Here is a 15,292-nt window from a genome sequence, read left to right on the forward strand (position 1 = left end):
TTCTCGATGCCTTCCCGCCTGACCCCAACGACCGGCGCGCGCTCCAGCGCGTCCGACACCACGCCCGCGTTTGCGCCGATGCCCGAGTTTTCCGCGCGGCTGATCGCGTGGCAGCGCCAGCACGGCCGCCACGATCTGCCGTGGCAGAACACGCGCGATCCGTATCGCATCTGGCTGTCCGAGATCATGCTGCAGCAGACCCAGGTGTCGACGGTGATTCCGTACTACGCGAAATTTCTCGCGCGTTTCCCGGATGTCGCCGCGCTCGCCGCCGCGCCGTCCGATGACGTGATGGCGCTGTGGGCCGGCCTCGGCTACTACACGCGCGCGCGCAATCTGCATCGCTGCGCGCAGGTCGTCGTCGAGCAGCATGGCGGCGCGTTTCCCGCGTTGGTCGATGAGCTCGCCGAGTTGCCCGGCATTGGCCGCTCGACGGCCGCGGCGATCGCGTCGTTCGCGTTCGGCGCGCGCGCGACGATTCTCGACGGCAACGTGAAGCGCGTGCTCGCGCGCGTATTCGGCGTCGAAGGCTTTCCGGGCGAGAAGAAAGTCGAGAACGCAATGTGGACGCTCGCGGAATCACTGCTGCCGTCGAATGCGTCGAACGCGGAGGTCAGCGGGTACACGCAGGGCTTGATGGATCTCGGCGCGACATTGTGCGTGCGCGGCAAACCCCATTGCTCGCGCTGTCCGTTCGCGCCGGACTGCGTTGCCAACGTCACCGGACGTCAACGTGAATTGCCGACCGCGCGCCCGAAGAAAGCGGTGCCGACACGCCGTACGTGGATGCTGCTGCTGCGCGACGGCAATGCGGTGATGCTCGAGCGGCGTCCGCCGTCGGGCATCTGGGGTGGTCTGTGGAGTCTGCCCGAAGCTGCCGACGAAGCATCGCTGGCCGAGCGGGCGCGCGCGTTCGGCGGCGACGGCGAAGTGTCCGCGCTCGCGTCGTTCTCACACGTATTCACGCATTTCAAGCTCGATATCGAACCGCGGCTTGCGGAGTTCGATCGCGGTGTCGGCGCCCTGGCCGCGCTCAACGATGCGGACACCGCATGGGTTGCGCTCAGCGATCTGGATTCGTTCGGCGTGCCGGCGCCGGTGCGCAAGCTGCTCGCCAGTCTGCATGGTTCGTTGCTCTAGCGGAATGGATCGGAGGTGCTGAGCGGGCGACTTGGGTCCGGCGCGGCAGCCTTCACGACTTCAGGATTTCACAGCAACTGATGCTGTTGCATGTAGTGATGCACGACGTCGATGCGCGCGCCGGCATCGGTTAATTCCATCAGCTTTTGCCGTGCGCGTAACGCGATTGGCAGCACCTCGGCGAGACGGTTCGACACCCACGACGGATCGTCGAGCCGGAACGGCTCGGCGAACGGTAGGCTGTCCGGATCGCGTTCGCGGATCGTTGCGATGATCCGCTCGAGCACTTCCGCGCACGCGCCGAATTTGGCCAATAGCTCATTGCCCTCGAGCGGGAGATCGTCGGCGAGCGGCTCGGCCATGCCGACCAGCAGACCGCTCGCTTCGACGCGATGCGATAACAGACGAAAGCGCGTCGTGCCGCGCGCGCGAATCAGCAGCATGCCGAATGCATCGACGTCGCACTCGTCGATTTCGGCGAGACAGCCGATCGTTTCGGGTACCGAAGGTTCTTCCTCGCGCGCGACTTCCGCGCCGCTTTTCAGCATGCAAACGCCGAACGGTGTTTTTTCGCGCAGACAGTCGCGCGCCATGTCGAGGTAGCGCGCTTCGAAGATTTTGAGCGGCAGCAAGCCATCGGGAAATAGCACCGTATGCAGCGGAAACAGCGGCAAATCGGCGTACACAGTAGGCGTAGAGGACATGGCGCAACGCTTCGGGTTAAGGCCGCGCGATGCGGCCGGTTAAGCCACCAGCTTCGATGATTCGCCGACGTCGACCGGCGCATCGCGGTGCCGCACAATCACATTCGCCGATGTTGCGAGACGCGCGGCAAGCGTCTCCGCGATAAATACCGAGCGGTGCTGGCCGCCCGTGCAACCGATTGCGACGGTCAGGTAGCTGCGATTGTCGTCGCGGAAATGCGGCAGCCACTTGGACAGATACTTCTCGATGTCGTCGATCATCTCGTGGACGACCGGCTGCGCATCGAGAAAATCCATGACCGGTTTGTCGAGGCCGGTGAGCGGCCTCAATTCATGATCGTAGTATGGGTTCGGCAGCGTGCGTACGTCGAATACGAAATCCGCGTCGAGCGGTACGCCGCGCTTGAAGCCGAACGACTCGAACATCAGCACGAGCCCCGCGTCCTCCTGTTCGATGAAGCGCTTGACCCATGCGCGCAGCACGTTCGCGCGCAGATTGCTCGTGTCGATCTGATGGCCGAATTCGGCAAGTCCCGCGACCAGTTCGCGCTCGCGTTCGATCGCTTCGGCGAGCGACGTGAGCAGGCCAACGTCCGCGTCGTGCGCGGGCGAGCCGGACAGCGGATGACGGCGACGCGTTTCGGAAAAACGTTGAATCAGCGACTGCGTGCTCGCACTCAGGAACAGCACGCGCACGTCGTGCGAGCGCTTGAGGTCGCGGATCATCGCGGGCATTTCGTCGAGCGACGAACCGGAGCGCGCGTCGATCGCGACCGCGAGACGATCCTGGCCGTCCGCGGCGAGGTAGGTGGCGAGTTGCTGCAGGAAACGCGGCGGCAGATTATCGACGCAGTAATAACCCGCGTCTTCGAGCGCGTTCAGGGCAACCGATTTGCCGGAGCCGGAGATACCGGTGATCAGGATTATGCGCATGGAGTCGTCGAAAGCGTAGATTTCATCATAGCATCTGCCCTCCATGCGCGTGCCCGCGGCCTGCCTTCTGCGGGCGCTTCATGGCGCTGTGGCGCGCTTCAGATCAGCTTTCCGGGAAACTGGCTATCGGGATCCTGCATGGCGAGACGTTGCCGATCCATGAAATCGCGCAGCGTGTCGATACCGCGCAGTTGCAGAATCGTGTTGCGCACGGCCGCTTCGACCAGCACCGCGAGGTTGCGGCCGGCGGCCACCTGGATCGTCACCTTGCTGATCGGTAGGCCGAGCACGTCGACGGTCTGGCTTTCCAGCGGCAGCCGCTGGAATTCGCCGTCGGGGCGGCGCACCAGTTGCACGATCAGCTTCAGTTTCATTTTGCGGCGCACCGCCGTTTCGCCGAAGATCGTCTTGATGTCGAGCAGACCGAGGCCGCGAACTTCGAGCAGGTTCTGCAGCAGCGGCGGACAGCGTCCTTCGACGAAGTCCGGGCCGAGGCGCACGAAATCGACAGCGTCGTCGGCGACGAGACCGTGGCCTCGGCTGATCAGTTCGAGGCCGAGCTCGCTCTTGCCGAGGCCCGAGTCGCCGGTCAGCAACACGCCCATGCCGAGGATGTCGAGAAACACGCCGTGCAGCGTCGCGCGCGGCGCGAGAATGCGCGACATGTAAAGACGCAGACTATCGATCACCGCGGCCGCCGAGGTCGGCGTCGTGAACAGCGGCGTCGACGAGCGCGTGCAGCGCAGCACCAGCTCCGGCGGCGCCGCGACTCCGCCCGCGACGACGAGAAACGGCGGCTCCAGCGCGATCAACTCGGCCATGTGGCGCGAGCGGTCTTCGTCGGTCTGACGTTTGTAGTAGTCGATTTCAGCGTCGCCGAGCACCTGGATCCGGTTGGGGTGGATCAGGTTCAGGTGGCCGACGAGGTCGGCGCTCGACGTGGCATTGGCGACCGATTCCGAAGAAAAGCCGCGCTCCCAGCCTTCATGCCCCGTGAGCCAGCTGAGCTTCAGCATGGCGGCGTTGTCGTCGAAAATGCTTTGGGCGTTGATGCTGGACGTATCCATGAGTCAGTGACTCCAGTGTGAGCCGCTTGCCGGGTCTTTGCTGCGTGTGCGGGCGCGTATGAACTACCGCCGCCGTTGCATCAAGGTTGCCACTGAGTAAGCAGGCGATGCAACGATTCGCGTTCTTCTTCAGTGTGCAGCCGCTCGCGGGCGTCGCGATCGGACAGCAATTGCGCGATCTCGGAGAGAATTTCGAGGTGCTGTTGAGTGGCCTGTTCGGGGACGAGCAGGAAGATCAGCAGCGAGACCGGCTGGCCGTCCGGCGCTTCAAAGGGGATCGGTTCGGCGAGTCTGACGAATGCGGCGAGCGGCTGCTTGAGGCCCTTGATCCGCCCATGCGGGATCGCGACGCCTTCGCCGAGCCCGGTCGAGCCGAGTCGTTCTCGCGCAAAAAGATTGTCTGTGACGGTACTGCGGGCGATGCCGTTCTGGTTCTCGAAGATCAGGCCCGCTTGCTCGAACACGCGTTTCTTGCTGGTGACCGATAGTCCGATGACGACGTTCTCGAGAGGAAGAAATTTGGCTAAACGATTCATTTTGACAGGCGAAAACGTGGCCTGAGTTCTCCCCACCGGGGCGGTTGAGTGACGTTCCATTCGTTCGATGCTGGCGAAGACGGACGCTCAGAGTCGATCGCGAAAGCGTTAGATTTCGATCGGCCGTACTTCATCAGAGCTGGCTTGACCCCGATGGTAACTGGAACATTATAGAACAGGGTGACGGCCGATGGTGCGGCGCGCCATCTATGCATATCAGGTTTTTCAGCGCTTGCGCCGCGGCACGTGTCGCGCTGCGCAAACCTCTGCGGGAATGGTTCGGGTCGGCCTCGGCGAGACGCACCGGCGGTGAGCGGGAACCGGGGCGCTGAAACGAAAAACCGCCCGGTCGCGGGCGGCTCGACGAGTTCAAGGGAATTGAGGAATTTCCTCTAATTTCTCCTATTGCGGCGGCACGTCCAGTTGCGGCGCCGGCTGATACTTGATCGCTTCGTGCTGATGGCCTTGCAGACGATCCTTGTGGCGTATCACCTGCCTGTCGAGCTTGTCGATCATCAAATCGATTGCAGCGTACAAATCGCTGTCACAACTCTCGACGAAGATATCCTTACCCTTCAGATGGAGGTTGATTTCCACCTTTTGACGCTTGTCCTTTTCCTTATGGTTGTCGACCGAGAGGACCACACTGCCGTCGATGACCTGATCGAAATGTCTTAGCACCCTGTCCAGTTTGGTGATCACGTATTCGCGCAACGCAGGCGTTACTTCGAGGTGGTGTCCACTGATCTTGAGATTCATAGTGCTTCTCCAAGCTAATGGCCGCTTGGTCCGCACAATGACAAAGGTCCGGTCGATCTGACGGCTTGCCTGTGTCGCCCCCCGGTGACGGACATCTGGCAGGTCGCAGCGGCCGGCCTGTCCGCCAGGTGCGGAGCGGCCGGTAAATGCCCGCTGCAAAACGCGGCGGGCTACAGAGACTTGCGCAGGTTGACTGCCGGGATTTTGAGCGCCTCACGGTATTTCGCAACGGTACGCCGTGCGACCACGAAGCCCTGTTCCGCCAGCAGTTCGGCTATGCGACTGTCTGAAAGTGGCGATTTCGGGTTTTCCGCTCCTATCAGTTGTTTGATCAGCGCGCGAATGGCCGTGGAGGAGGCCGCGCCGCCGGTGTCCGTCGAAACGTGTGAGCCGAAAAAGTACTTGAATTCCAGCGTCCCGAATGGGGTCAGCATGTATTTGCCGGTTGTCACACGCGAGACAGTCGACTCGTGTAGGCCCAGCGTATCAGCTATTTCCCGCAAAACCAAGGGGCGCATGGCAATTTCGCCGTGCACAAAAAAGCTCTTTTGACGCTCGACAATTGCCTGCGCAACCCGCAGGATCGTCTCGAAACGCTGCTGGATATTTTTGATCAGCCAGCGTGCTTCCTGCAGTTGCTGGCGCAACGAACCACTGCCCGGATCGCCGCGGTTATTGCGCAGAATATTCGCGTATAGATGGTTAATCCGCAGCTTCGGCACTACCTCGGGATTCAGCTCCGCCAGCCAGCCCTGTGCCGTTTTGCGCACCATGATGTCGGGCACCACGTAGTCCGCTTCGGCCTTGCCGTAGGCCGCGCCCGGAAATGGTTCGAGCGAGCGGATCAGCACATGCGCGTCGCGCAGATCGTCGTCGCTGGCCTTAAGGTGCTTGCGTAGCCGCGTGAAATCGCGCGCGGCGAGCAGTTCCAGGTAATGGCTGACAATGTTTAGCGCAAGCGTGCGCGTGGGCGATGGCTCGAGCCGCAGCAACTGCAGCTTCAGACATTCGGACGCGGAGCGCGCGCCGACACCCGATGGGTCGAAGCTATGCAGCAGCGCAAGCGCGGCGTTCAGTTCGTCGACGTCGACTTCGAGTTCTTCGGGCAGGTCAGCCAGCACTTCTTCGAGCGTGGCGGCGAGATAGCCGTCGTCGTCCAGCGATTCGATCAGGAACGTGATGAGCGCGCGGTCGCGCTGGCTCGCCTGGGTGACGCGCAGTTGCGTCATCAGGTGGTCGCGCAGCGACGTGCTCGATTCGTGGATTTGCAGCGGGGGCAGGTCGTCGTCGTCCGACGCGTTGCCGGAGCGGCCGTAGTCGTCCAGGTTCCACTGCGAAGTATCGCCGCCGCCGTCGCCCGAAAGGCCATTGTATTCGTCGACACCCTGCGGCTCGCCGCTTTCGGCTCGCTCGCCGTTGCCCTCGGACGATGCCGAACCGTTGCCGGCCATCGGATCGGCCGGCGTCGAGGAGCCCGGTGTCTGGGCGATCACGGAACCGTCGGATGCCACCCGCAACGGGCTCGCGATCCACTCGTCTTCGTTTTCGAGGAGAGGATTCTGCGAGATCGCCATGGCGACTTCCTGCTGCAGTTCGAGCGTCGACAACTGAAGCAGCCGGATGGACTGTTGCAGTTGCGGCGTGAGCGCAAGATGCTGCGATAGGCGGAGTTGGAGGCTGGCTTTCATGGCAAGTTGAGATTCATTGTAGAGAGTTTGCCACGACCGCGATACCTTGCGGCACTCGCAATTTTTGGGTACGCCCGATTTGGCGCGCCGCGCGGCGCCACCCTGCGCCGCCAGACAACGAATGTGCGGGTGCCGCAAAAAATGGCGCCGCGGGCCGGCCGCGCGCGCTCGCTTGGCCGGGGACGCCGTACGTGCTTACATGCGGAAGTGCTCGCCCAGATAGACGCGCCGCACGCTTTCGTTTTCGATGATGTCGCTAGGCGCGCCGGCGGCCAGCACGCTGCCGTCGCTGATGATGTACGCGTGATCGCAGATACCTAGCGTTTCGCGCACGTTGTGGTCGGTGATCAGGACGCCGATATTGCGCTGCTTCAAGAACTTGACGATTTTCTGGATTTCCAGCACCGCGATCGGGTCGACGCCGGCGAACGGTTCGTCGAGCAGAATGAAGCTCGGATTGGTTGCCAGCGCGCGCGCAATTTCAACCCGACGACGCTCGCCGCCCGACAGCGACAGCGCCGGATTTTCACGCAGATGCGCGATCTGAAGCTCGTCGAGCAGCGCTTCGGTGCGTGACGTGATCACGTCTTTGCCGAGGCGCTTGCCGTTTTCGTCGTGCTGCAATTCCAGCACCGCGCGAATATTCTGCTCGACGCTCAACTTACGGAACACCGACGCTTCCTGCGGCAGATATGACAGGCCGAGCGATGCGCGTTTGTGAATGGGCAGCAGGCTGATCGACTTGCCGTCCAGATCGATTTCGCCGGCATCGAGCGGCACGAGGCCGACGATCATGTAGAACGACGTGGTCTTGCCGGCGCCGTTCGGGCCGAGCAGGCCGACCACTTCGCCGCTCTTCACGTCGAGCGACACGTCCTTGACGACCGTGCGCGAGCCATAGCGCTTCTTCAGATTGCGCACGACCAGCGAACTGCTGGTGCCGGCCGGCTTCCGATGGGGGAGGGGCGCGATGGTGCTGCTCATGGTGCTCACTGGTTCGGCGCTCCCTGGATCGAGTTGGACGGCGTGAGCGTGGCCGACGCGCCGGTCAGCGGCGCGGCGCCGGCGTTGCGCGGCGACAGCATCGCGCGCACGCGGCCGGTCGGGTTGCCCGGACCTGCGACGTCCTTGCCTGACTTCGCGGTGTAGAAGTCGTTCTGGCCGTCGTAGGTGATCACGCTACCGTGCACCTGGTCGAGCAGCGTCGTCATGCTCTGCAGGCGGCGCACCGTCGCGTTGGTGGTCAGCGTGGTCAGATCCTGCTTGCCGTCGTAGTCGATACGGATCGCCGTACCCTCGATGTATTCGTCGAGCCCTTCGCGCTTCTGGCGGAAATACGACAGATTGCCGCCGCTCGAGGTGCCGGTCGCGAATTGGTAGCCCTGCGGGTCTTGCGACACTTCGACGCGATCGGCCTTGATCAGGATCGTCCCTTTGGTGGCCACCACGTGGCCGGTGAAGATGCTGACCTGCCGCAGGTCGTCGTAAGTCATGTTGTCCGCTTCGATGTTCAGCGGCTTGTCTTTGTCGGCGCGGTCCGCGTGCGCAAGCGGCGCGAAGCCGACGAGCGGCAGCGCGACGACGAGCGCAGCAAGTGCGGCGCGGCACGCGGACAGCGCGCGCGAACGGCCGGTATCAAAACGGGGGTGCGATTCGTTCATGCAGTCACGCCTGGAATGGATTACCCGGTATGCGTTGGCTTAGTGGCCGGAATCGGACGCGGCGATTGCGCCTCTTACATTGCCGAACAGTTGCATAAACCGGGTGACATTGTTGTATTTCATGCCGCTGGCAGTCATCACGGACATGCCGCGCTGAAGTTTAACTGGCTTTTCAGTCTCGATCACATCGTCGTTGACGAGGACCCTGAAATGCTCGGAATCGGCCTGCATCTGGGGATCGCCGCCGCCGGGCGCGCGCAGGATGCGCGCGTTCTGGTACAGATTGACGATCGACGCATCCGCGTTGACCGTGCCCGTGTCGCCGGTCGCGGTGACGATCGGCTTGCCGGGCTGGAACGCACGCATCGCCGGCTTGACGAGGTCGCTCATTTCGTCGTCCTCGTAATGGACCAGCGACTGCGCGGTCAGCCGGTACTGCGTCGCGCCTGACTGGTCGAGCTCGGACACCGAAAAGTTGTCGGCGAAGTAGTCCGGCGTGTGTTCCTTCGGGCGCACCTCGTCGTCGGTCTTGCGCGGCAACGTGGCTTGTAGCAGCCACCACGTGATGCCGGCGAGCGCCGCCATCGCGATGAGCGGGATCAGCGAAGTCAGGCGAAACTGGTTCATCCCACGAGGCCCCGTTGCTCGCCGCTGCACGCCGCCGCGAGCAGTGCTTCATATTTGTGCTGGGCACGCAGCAGCGTGTCGCACACTTCGCGCGCCGCGCCGTAACCGCCGCGCGCCTCGCTGACCCAGTGGGCGCGCGCGATCACTTCGGGATGCGAATTGGCCGGCGCGGCCGCGAAGCCGACGCGCAGCATCACCGCGAGATCGACCCAGTCGTCGCCCATGTAGCCACAGTCCTCGGCGGTGAGGCCGGTTTGCCGCAGCAGGTCGGCGAACGCCTGTGGCTTGTCCTGCACGCCCTGGTAGACATGCGCGATGTTCATTTCTTTCGCCCGCGCGGCCACGATGCCGGACTTGCGCCCGGTGATGAGCGCCGTTTCGATGCCGGCCTGGCGCAGCAGCTTCATGCCGTGGCCGTCCATCGAGTTGAAGCCTTTCATCGTGTCGCCTTCCGCCGTGAACAGCAGGCCGCCGTCGGTCAGTACGCCGTCGACGTCGAAAATCATCAGCTTCACGCGGCTTGCGCGTTCGGTAGCGGTAGGGGGAGCAACGGCCATCAGATCACCTTCTTCGAAAACAGGTCGTGCATGTTGAGCGCGCCGATCAGCTTGCCCGTTTCGTCGACGACCAGCATCTGATTGATACGATAGCGCTCCATCAGTTCCACGGCTTCGACCGCGAGATGATCCGGCCCGATCGTGCGCGGGCCCGCGGTCATCACCGAGGCGATCGGCAGGTGGCGGAAATCGCCGTCGCGTTCGAGCACGCGGCGCAGGTCGCCGTCGGTGAAGATGCCCGTCACACGGCCCTCGCGGTCGACGACCGAGGTCATGCCCATGCGCTTCGCGGTCAGTTGGAAGAGGGCATCGCTGACGGTTGCCTCGGGGGTGACCTGCGGCAACTGGTCGCCGGTGCGCATGACGTCGCGCACGTAGGTGAGCAGGCGTCGGCCGAGCGCGCCGCCCGGATGCGAGCGCGCGAAGTCGTCGCGGCCGAAGCCGCGCGCGTCGAGCACCGCGACCGCGAGCGCATCGCCGAGCGCGAGCGCGGCGGTGGTGCTGGCGGTGGGCGCGAGATTCATCGGACAGGCTTCCTTCGCGACGCCGGAATTCAGATGTACATCCGCGAGTTGCGCGAGGCTTGAGCCAGGACGGCCCGTCATCGCGATCAGCTTCGCGCCGATCCGCTTGATGAGCGGCAGGATCGCCATCAGCTCCTCGGTTTCGCCCGAATTGGACAGCGCGAGAAATACGTCGTCGGCGGTGACCATGCCGAGGTCGCCGTGGCTTGCTTCCGCCGGATGCACGAAGAACGCGGGTGTGCCGGTGCTTGCCAGCGTGGCCGCGAGTTTGCGGGCCACGTGGCCGGATTTACCGATGCCGGAGACGACCACGCGTCCACGGCAACCCAGGATGAAATCGACAGCGCCGACGAAACTGCCGTCGAGCTGGTCGCGAAGCGCGCGCACGGCGTCCGCTTCGATGTCGAGTACGTCGCGAGCAAGCGTGAGTGCCCTGTCGCCATTGATTTTCGCTATCATTCGCGGAGTATAGCAAAGGCGCCTGTTCGCCGCGCCGGGCCTGCTGTGCCGAGCCGCTGTCTGCATCGGCCTGTCGACAATCCCTTTTTCAGCTGCTTTGCCGCCTTTTTGCAGCTTTTTTGCCGGCCCAATCAATCATCTCGCACGGCGTTCTCGTGCGCGGTTCCGCTGACGAACGAGGACGCTTCACCCATGCGTTTTTGCCGATGATTTCCCCGCTCGAAATGACGCTGTTTCTGCTGCTGGCATCGGTGGCGGGCGTGGTGATCTTTCGCTTCCTGAATCTGCCGCCGATGCTCGGCTACCTGACGGTCGGCATCGTCGTCGGGCCGCATGCGTTCGGGCTGATTCCCGATTCGGCGGGGGCGCAGAATCTCGCGGAATTCGGCGTCGTGTTCCTGATGTTCTCGATCGGGCTCGAGTTTTCGCTCGCCAAGCTGCGCACGATGCGCCGGCTCGTGTTCGGACTCGGCTTGCTGCAGGTGATCGGCACGGTCGCGGTGGCCGTGTCGCTCGGCTTCGTGCTCGAGCGTTGGGTGCATATCACGTGGCAGGCGAGCGTCGCGCTGGGCGGCGCGCTGGCGATGTCGTCGACGGCGATCGTCAGCAAGATGCTCGCGGAGCGGCTCGAAATCGAAACCGAGCACGGCCGCAATATCTTCGGCGTGCTGCTGTTTCAGGATCTCGCGGTGGTGCCGCTGTTGATCATCATTTCGGCGCTCGGCGGCCGCTCGGAGAATCTGGTCAGCGCGCTCGGCGTCGCGGCGATCAAGATCGTCGTGGCCCTCGCGCTGCTGCTGATCGTCGGGCAGCGCTTCATGACGCGCTGGTTCAACGTGGTCGCGCGGCGCCGCTCGCAGGAGCTGTTCGTCCTCAATCTGCTGCTGGTGACGCTCGGCGCCGCGTTCATCACCGACAAATTCGGGCTGTCGCTCGCGCTCGGCGCGTTCATCGCCGGCATGCTGATCGCCGAGACGCCGTATCGGCATCAGGTCGAAGAGGACATCAAGCCGTTTCGCGACGTGCTGCTCGGGCTCTTCTTCGTGACCACCGGCATGCTGCTCAATCCGCGCGTGATCTGGGAGCATCCGCTCGTCGTGCTGGCCTTTTTCCTCGGCCCGGTGCTGCTGAAATTGGTCATGATCACCGGCCTTGCGCGGCTCTTCGGCGCGACGCCGGGCGTCGCGATGCGTACCGGTATCGGTCTCGCGCAGGCGGGCGAGTTCGGCTTCGTGCTGCTGAACCTGATCCTCGACCGACATCTCGTCGACGCGACGCTGTTGCAGGCGATTCTCGCCGCGATGCTGCTGTCGATGCTCGCCGCGCCGTTCATGATCCAGAACGCGGACCGTGTCGTGCTGCGGCTGTCGTCGACCGAATGGATGATGCAGTCGTTGCAGATGACGCGCATCGCCACGCAAAGCCTGAAGCAGAGCGGCCACGTAATCATCTGCGGCTACGGCCGCGCCGGGCAGAACCTCGCACGCATGCTCGAGCATGAAGGGCTCTCGTATGTCGCGCTCGATCTCGATCCCGACCGTGTCGCGGCGGCCGCGGCAGCCGGCGAATCGGTCGTGTTCGGCGACGCGGGGCGGCGCGAGTCGCTGCTGGCCGCCGGCCTGCATCGCGCGGCCGCGATCGCGATCACCTACGCGAACACGCCGTCGGCACTGCGCGTGCTGCACAACATTCACGAGATGGAGCCGACGCTGCCGGTCATCGTGCGCACCGTCGACGATGCCGATCTGGAGAAACTGCTCGCCGCCGGCGCGACGGAGGTGATTCCGGAGATCGTCGAGGGCAGCCTGATGCTCGCGTCGCATACGCTCGTCGTGATGGGTGTGCCGATGCGGCGCGTGGTGCGGCGCGTCGAGGAGATGCGCGACGAACGTTATTCGCTGCTGCGCGGCTATTTCCACGGCGCCGACGACATCGACGACGACGACGGCCACGAGCAGGTGCGGCTACAATCGGTGCCGGTCGACGAGAGCGCCGACGCGGTGGGCCGTACGCTCGCCGAGGTGGGCCTGTACGAACTCGGTGTCGAAGTGACCGCGATCCGCCGGCACGGCATCCGCGGCGTCGAACCGGACCCGTCGACGAAACTGCGCGCGAGCGACATCGTGGTGCTGCGCGGTCTGCCCGAACAACTGGCGCAAGCCGAGGAGCGGCTGTCGAAGCATCGCCGCGCCGCTGCGGCCTGAACCCGTGAGCCTGGCCCGTTCTGGCGGGCGACCCTGATTCAAGCCTTTCACCGGACCTGTCGAGGTCCATCCGGAGACATCATGTCCAAGGCGCTCGCGAGCGCGCCGCTCGATGCGGCCGACTACATCAGAAGTCACATTCGCACGGTGCCCGACTGGCCGCAGCCGGGCGTGCAGTTCCGCGACATCACGCCGCTGCTGCGCGAGCCGAAGTCGCTGCGTGTGCTGATCGACCTGTTCGTGCAGCGCTATATCGACGCGAAGCTCGACTACATTGCCGGGCTCGATGCGCGCGGCTTCATCATCGGGCCGATCGTCGCCCATGAGTTGAGCGTTGGCTTCATCCCGATTCGCAAGGCGGGCAAACTGCCGTACAAGCGGATCTCGCAATCGTATGAACTGGAATACGGTACCGCGACCGTCGAGATTCACGAGGATGCGTGCGAGCCGGGCGACCGCGTCGTGATCATCGACGATCTGATCGCGACCGGCGGCACGATGATGGCCGGCAAACTGCTGCTCGAGCGGCTCGGCGCGGTCGTCGTGGAAGGCGCGGCGATCGTCGATCTGCCGGAGCTGGGCGGCTCGAAGCTGCTGGGCGACGGCGGTCTTGCGCTCTATACCGTGACGAGTTTCAACGGTCATTGAACCGGGGAGGTAGTCACGGCGCGTGCCGTGACGCGCGGTAGCGTTTCCCGCCGTACCAGCGGCTAAAGTCGCATGAGCCGCACAAGCCCCGTTGGCCGAGCAAAACCAACCGGGCTCAACGATATGGCTCACCCATCATGGTTCACCAGTCGCCCAACCAGAAGACCACCACGATGCCCAACTTCCTGCTGTTTCTTGCCACCTCGATCGCGATCACCGTGGCGCCCGGCCCGGACAATCTGCAGGTGCTCGCGCGCGGCATCTCGCAGGGCCGCGCGGCCGGCCTGGTCGCCGCGCTCGGCTTTGCCGCCGGCATCACGTTTCATACGACACTCGCGGCGCTCGGCGTCGCCGCGCTGCTGCGCTCGTCGCCGCTCGCGTTCGAAGCGATCAAGCTCGCCGGCGCCGCGTATCTGGTGTGGATCGGCATCAAGGCGCTGCGCAGCCAGGGCCTCGCGACCGCGCACGAGCGTGCGCCGCAGCCGCTTTCGACGGTGTTTCGCCAGAGCGTGCTCGGCAATCTGATGAATCCGAAGGTCACGCTGTTCTTCGTCGTGTTTCTGCCGCAGTTCGTGCAGCCGGACGGCGCGCAGAGCGTCACCGTGCAGATGCTGGAGCTCGGCGCGCTGTTCATGCTGCAGACCGTCGTGGTGTTTTCGCTATTCGGCGTGTGCGCGGGGATCATCGGCGGCTGGCTCAGACGGCGGCCGCGCGTGGGCCTGTGGCTCGATCGCGTGGCCGGCGCGACGTTCATCGCGATCGGCATTCGCGTCGCCTTGCGCGACTGACAGTCGTCACGCAATCCGCCCGCTTCTGCTTTGCCCCGGTTCGCCACGACGACGGACAGTTTGGAGTTTTCCGATGACTTTGCCCTGCATCACCGCCGCGCGCCGCTTCGACGCGAACGCGCATCGGCCGTTTCTGATCGGCGCCGAACCGGTCGGGTGGATTCGCGAGCGCGACGTGCCGCTGCTCGCGCGCTGGCCCGACGTGTTCGAGATGGCGAACGACGGCGTGACGCTCTGCGCCACGTTCGATACCGTCGATCTGCGCAGCGCGGCGCTCGCTTCCGTGATCGGCGCGCTCGCCGCCGATGGCCGCATCCCCGGCTGGCGCAACGAGACGTACGCGATCCGCAATGCGTTCGACGCGCCGCCGCTCGCGTATATCGAGCGCGCGGCGTCGCGCTTCTTCGGCACGATGACCTACGCGGTGCATCTGAACGGCGTCGTAGAATATGCGGATGGCGGGGCGCCCTTTGGCGGAGCGCCCTTTGGCGGGGCGCCGCGTGGCGCACCGCAATTGTGGATCGCGCGCCGCAGCGATACCAAGGCGACCGACCCCGGCATGCTCGACAACGTCGTCGCAGGCGGGATCGGCTGGGGCTTCGGCATCGCCGAGACGATCGTCAAGGAGTGCTGGGAAGAAGCGGGCATTCCGGCGCAGATCGCGGCGAGCGCGGTCGCGGGCCGCACCGCGCATGTGCTGCAATCGCTGCCGGAAGGCACGCAGGCCGAGCAGATTTTCATCTACGACCTCGCGCTGCCCGCCGACTTCGCGCCGCGCAACCAGGACGGCGAAGTGGGCGAACACCGGCTCGCGCGCATCGACGAAGTCGCGCGCTGGATCGAGGAAGGCGCGCTGACCGTCGATGCCAGCCTCGCGACGCTCGATTGCCTGCTGCGCCGCCGCTGGATCGACGAGGACGCGTGCGAGGGCATCGACGCGCTGTTCGCGCCGCCGGCGCTCGCCTAGCTCAGGCTCATCAGTCGAGCTCAACCCGTG

At 64.4% G+C, this 15,292-nt stretch carries 16 protein-coding genes; 5 read left to right on the forward strand and 11 right to left on the reverse strand.

Features of this window, described 5'->3' with window-relative positions; translation table 11 throughout:
• Nucleotides 1–6: 6 nt before the first annotated feature.
• Nucleotides 7–1,140, forward strand: coding sequence for an A/G-specific adenine glycosylase (mutY, locus tag OKW37_RS06190; protein WP_429407492.1), 1,134 nt, complete (start codon nt 7–9; stop codon nt 1,138–1,140).
• A gap of 68 nt (nt 1,141–1,208) precedes the next feature.
• On the opposite strand, the gene OKW37_RS06195 is transcribed toward mutY, so the two are convergent.
• The 11 genes from OKW37_RS06195 to kdsD form a co-directional block, all read right to left on the reverse strand.
• Nucleotides 1,209–1,844 (reverse strand): LON peptidase substrate-binding domain-containing protein, encoded by a 636-nt coding sequence (locus OKW37_RS06195; RefSeq protein ID WP_090802941.1) that lies wholly within the window; start codon nt 1,842–1,844, stop codon nt 1,209–1,211.
• A 39-nt stretch (nt 1,845–1,883) separates the two neighbouring features.
• Complete coding sequence (rapZ, locus tag OKW37_RS06200) at nt 1,884–2,777, reverse strand: RNase adapter RapZ (protein ID WP_041734268.1); 894 nt, start codon at nt 2,775–2,777, stop codon at nt 1,884–1,886.
• A 98-nt stretch (nt 2,778–2,875) separates the two neighbouring features.
• Nucleotides 2,876–3,844, reverse strand: coding sequence for an HPr(Ser) kinase/phosphatase (gene hprK, locus OKW37_RS06205; protein WP_008921706.1), 969 nt, complete (start codon nt 3,842–3,844; stop codon nt 2,876–2,878).
• A gap of 80 nt (nt 3,845–3,924) precedes the next feature.
• On the reverse strand, nt 3,925–4,440 hold the full coding sequence (locus OKW37_RS06210) for a PTS sugar transporter subunit IIA (protein WP_184026940.1): 516 nt from the start codon (nt 4,438–4,440) through the stop codon (nt 3,925–3,927).
• Between the two features lie 342 nt (nt 4,441–4,782).
• The gene (gene hpf, locus OKW37_RS06215; RefSeq protein WP_027199628.1) at nt 4,783–5,139 is read right to left on the reverse strand and encodes a ribosome hibernation-promoting factor, HPF/YfiA family; all 357 of its coding nucleotides are present in this window, start codon (nt 5,137–5,139) and stop codon (nt 4,783–4,785) included.
• 170 nt (nt 5,140–5,309) lie between these two features.
• Entirely contained in the window at nt 5,310–6,827 is a 1,518-nt protein-coding gene (locus OKW37_RS06220; protein WP_429407489.1) for an RNA polymerase factor sigma-54, read from the reverse strand.
• A gap of 195 nt (nt 6,828–7,022) precedes the next feature.
• Nucleotides 7,023–7,799: an LPS export ABC transporter ATP-binding protein gene (lptB, locus tag OKW37_RS06225; RefSeq protein WP_090805577.1), complete on the reverse strand. Its 777-nt coding sequence runs from the start codon at nt 7,797–7,799 to the stop codon at nt 7,023–7,025.
• A 17-nt stretch (nt 7,800–7,816) separates the two neighbouring features.
• Nucleotides 7,817–8,488: a lipopolysaccharide transport periplasmic protein LptA gene (gene lptA, locus OKW37_RS06230; protein ID WP_184062477.1), complete on the reverse strand. Its 672-nt coding sequence runs from the start codon at nt 8,486–8,488 to the stop codon at nt 7,817–7,819.
• 39 nt (nt 8,489–8,527) lie between these two features.
• Nucleotides 8,528–9,115 (reverse strand): LPS export ABC transporter periplasmic protein LptC, encoded by a 588-nt coding sequence (gene lptC / locus OKW37_RS06235; RefSeq protein WP_018419357.1) that lies wholly within the window; start codon nt 9,113–9,115, stop codon nt 8,528–8,530.
• Complete coding sequence (locus OKW37_RS06240; protein WP_184026959.1) at nt 9,112–9,672, reverse strand: KdsC family phosphatase; 561 nt, start codon at nt 9,670–9,672, stop codon at nt 9,112–9,114. The genes lptC and OKW37_RS06240 overlap by 4 nt, the downstream gene beginning before the upstream one ends.
• Nucleotides 9,672–10,655 (reverse strand): arabinose 5-phosphate isomerase KdsD, encoded by a 984-nt coding sequence (gene kdsD / locus OKW37_RS06245; protein ID WP_184062475.1) that lies wholly within the window; start codon nt 10,653–10,655, stop codon nt 9,672–9,674. The genes OKW37_RS06240 and kdsD overlap by 1 nt, the downstream gene beginning before the upstream one ends.
• Nucleotides 10,656–10,861: 206 nt before the next feature.
• Between kdsD and OKW37_RS06250 the strand changes: the two genes are divergently transcribed.
• The 4 genes from OKW37_RS06250 to OKW37_RS06265 all read left to right on the forward strand — a co-directional run bounded on the left by OKW37_RS06250 (nt 10,862) and on the right by OKW37_RS06265 (nt 15,262).
• Complete coding sequence (locus OKW37_RS06250; protein WP_090802948.1) at nt 10,862–12,859, forward strand: cation:proton antiporter; 1,998 nt, start codon at nt 10,862–10,864, stop codon at nt 12,857–12,859.
• 81 nt (nt 12,860–12,940) lie between these two features.
• Nucleotides 12,941–13,507, forward strand: a complete 567-nt coding sequence (locus OKW37_RS06255) for an adenine phosphoribosyltransferase (RefSeq protein WP_429407487.1) — start codon at nt 12,941–12,943, stop codon at nt 13,505–13,507.
• Between the two features lie 173 nt (nt 13,508–13,680).
• Nucleotides 13,681–14,295 carry a LysE family translocator gene (locus tag OKW37_RS06260; protein WP_184027294.1) on the forward strand — a complete coding sequence of 205 codons (615 nt, stop codon included), beginning with the start codon at nt 13,681–13,683 and terminating at the stop codon, nt 14,293–14,295.
• A gap of 73 nt (nt 14,296–14,368) precedes the next feature.
• Complete coding sequence (locus OKW37_RS06265; RefSeq protein WP_429407485.1) at nt 14,369–15,262, forward strand: NUDIX hydrolase; 894 nt, start codon at nt 14,369–14,371, stop codon at nt 15,260–15,262.
• Nucleotides 15,263–15,292: the final 30 nt, after the last annotated feature.

This window comes from Paraburkholderia sp. MM5482-R2 (genome assembly GCF_050436125.1).
GTDB classification, from domain to species: domain Bacteria; phylum Pseudomonadota; class Gammaproteobacteria; order Burkholderiales; family Burkholderiaceae; genus Paraburkholderia; species Paraburkholderia tuberum.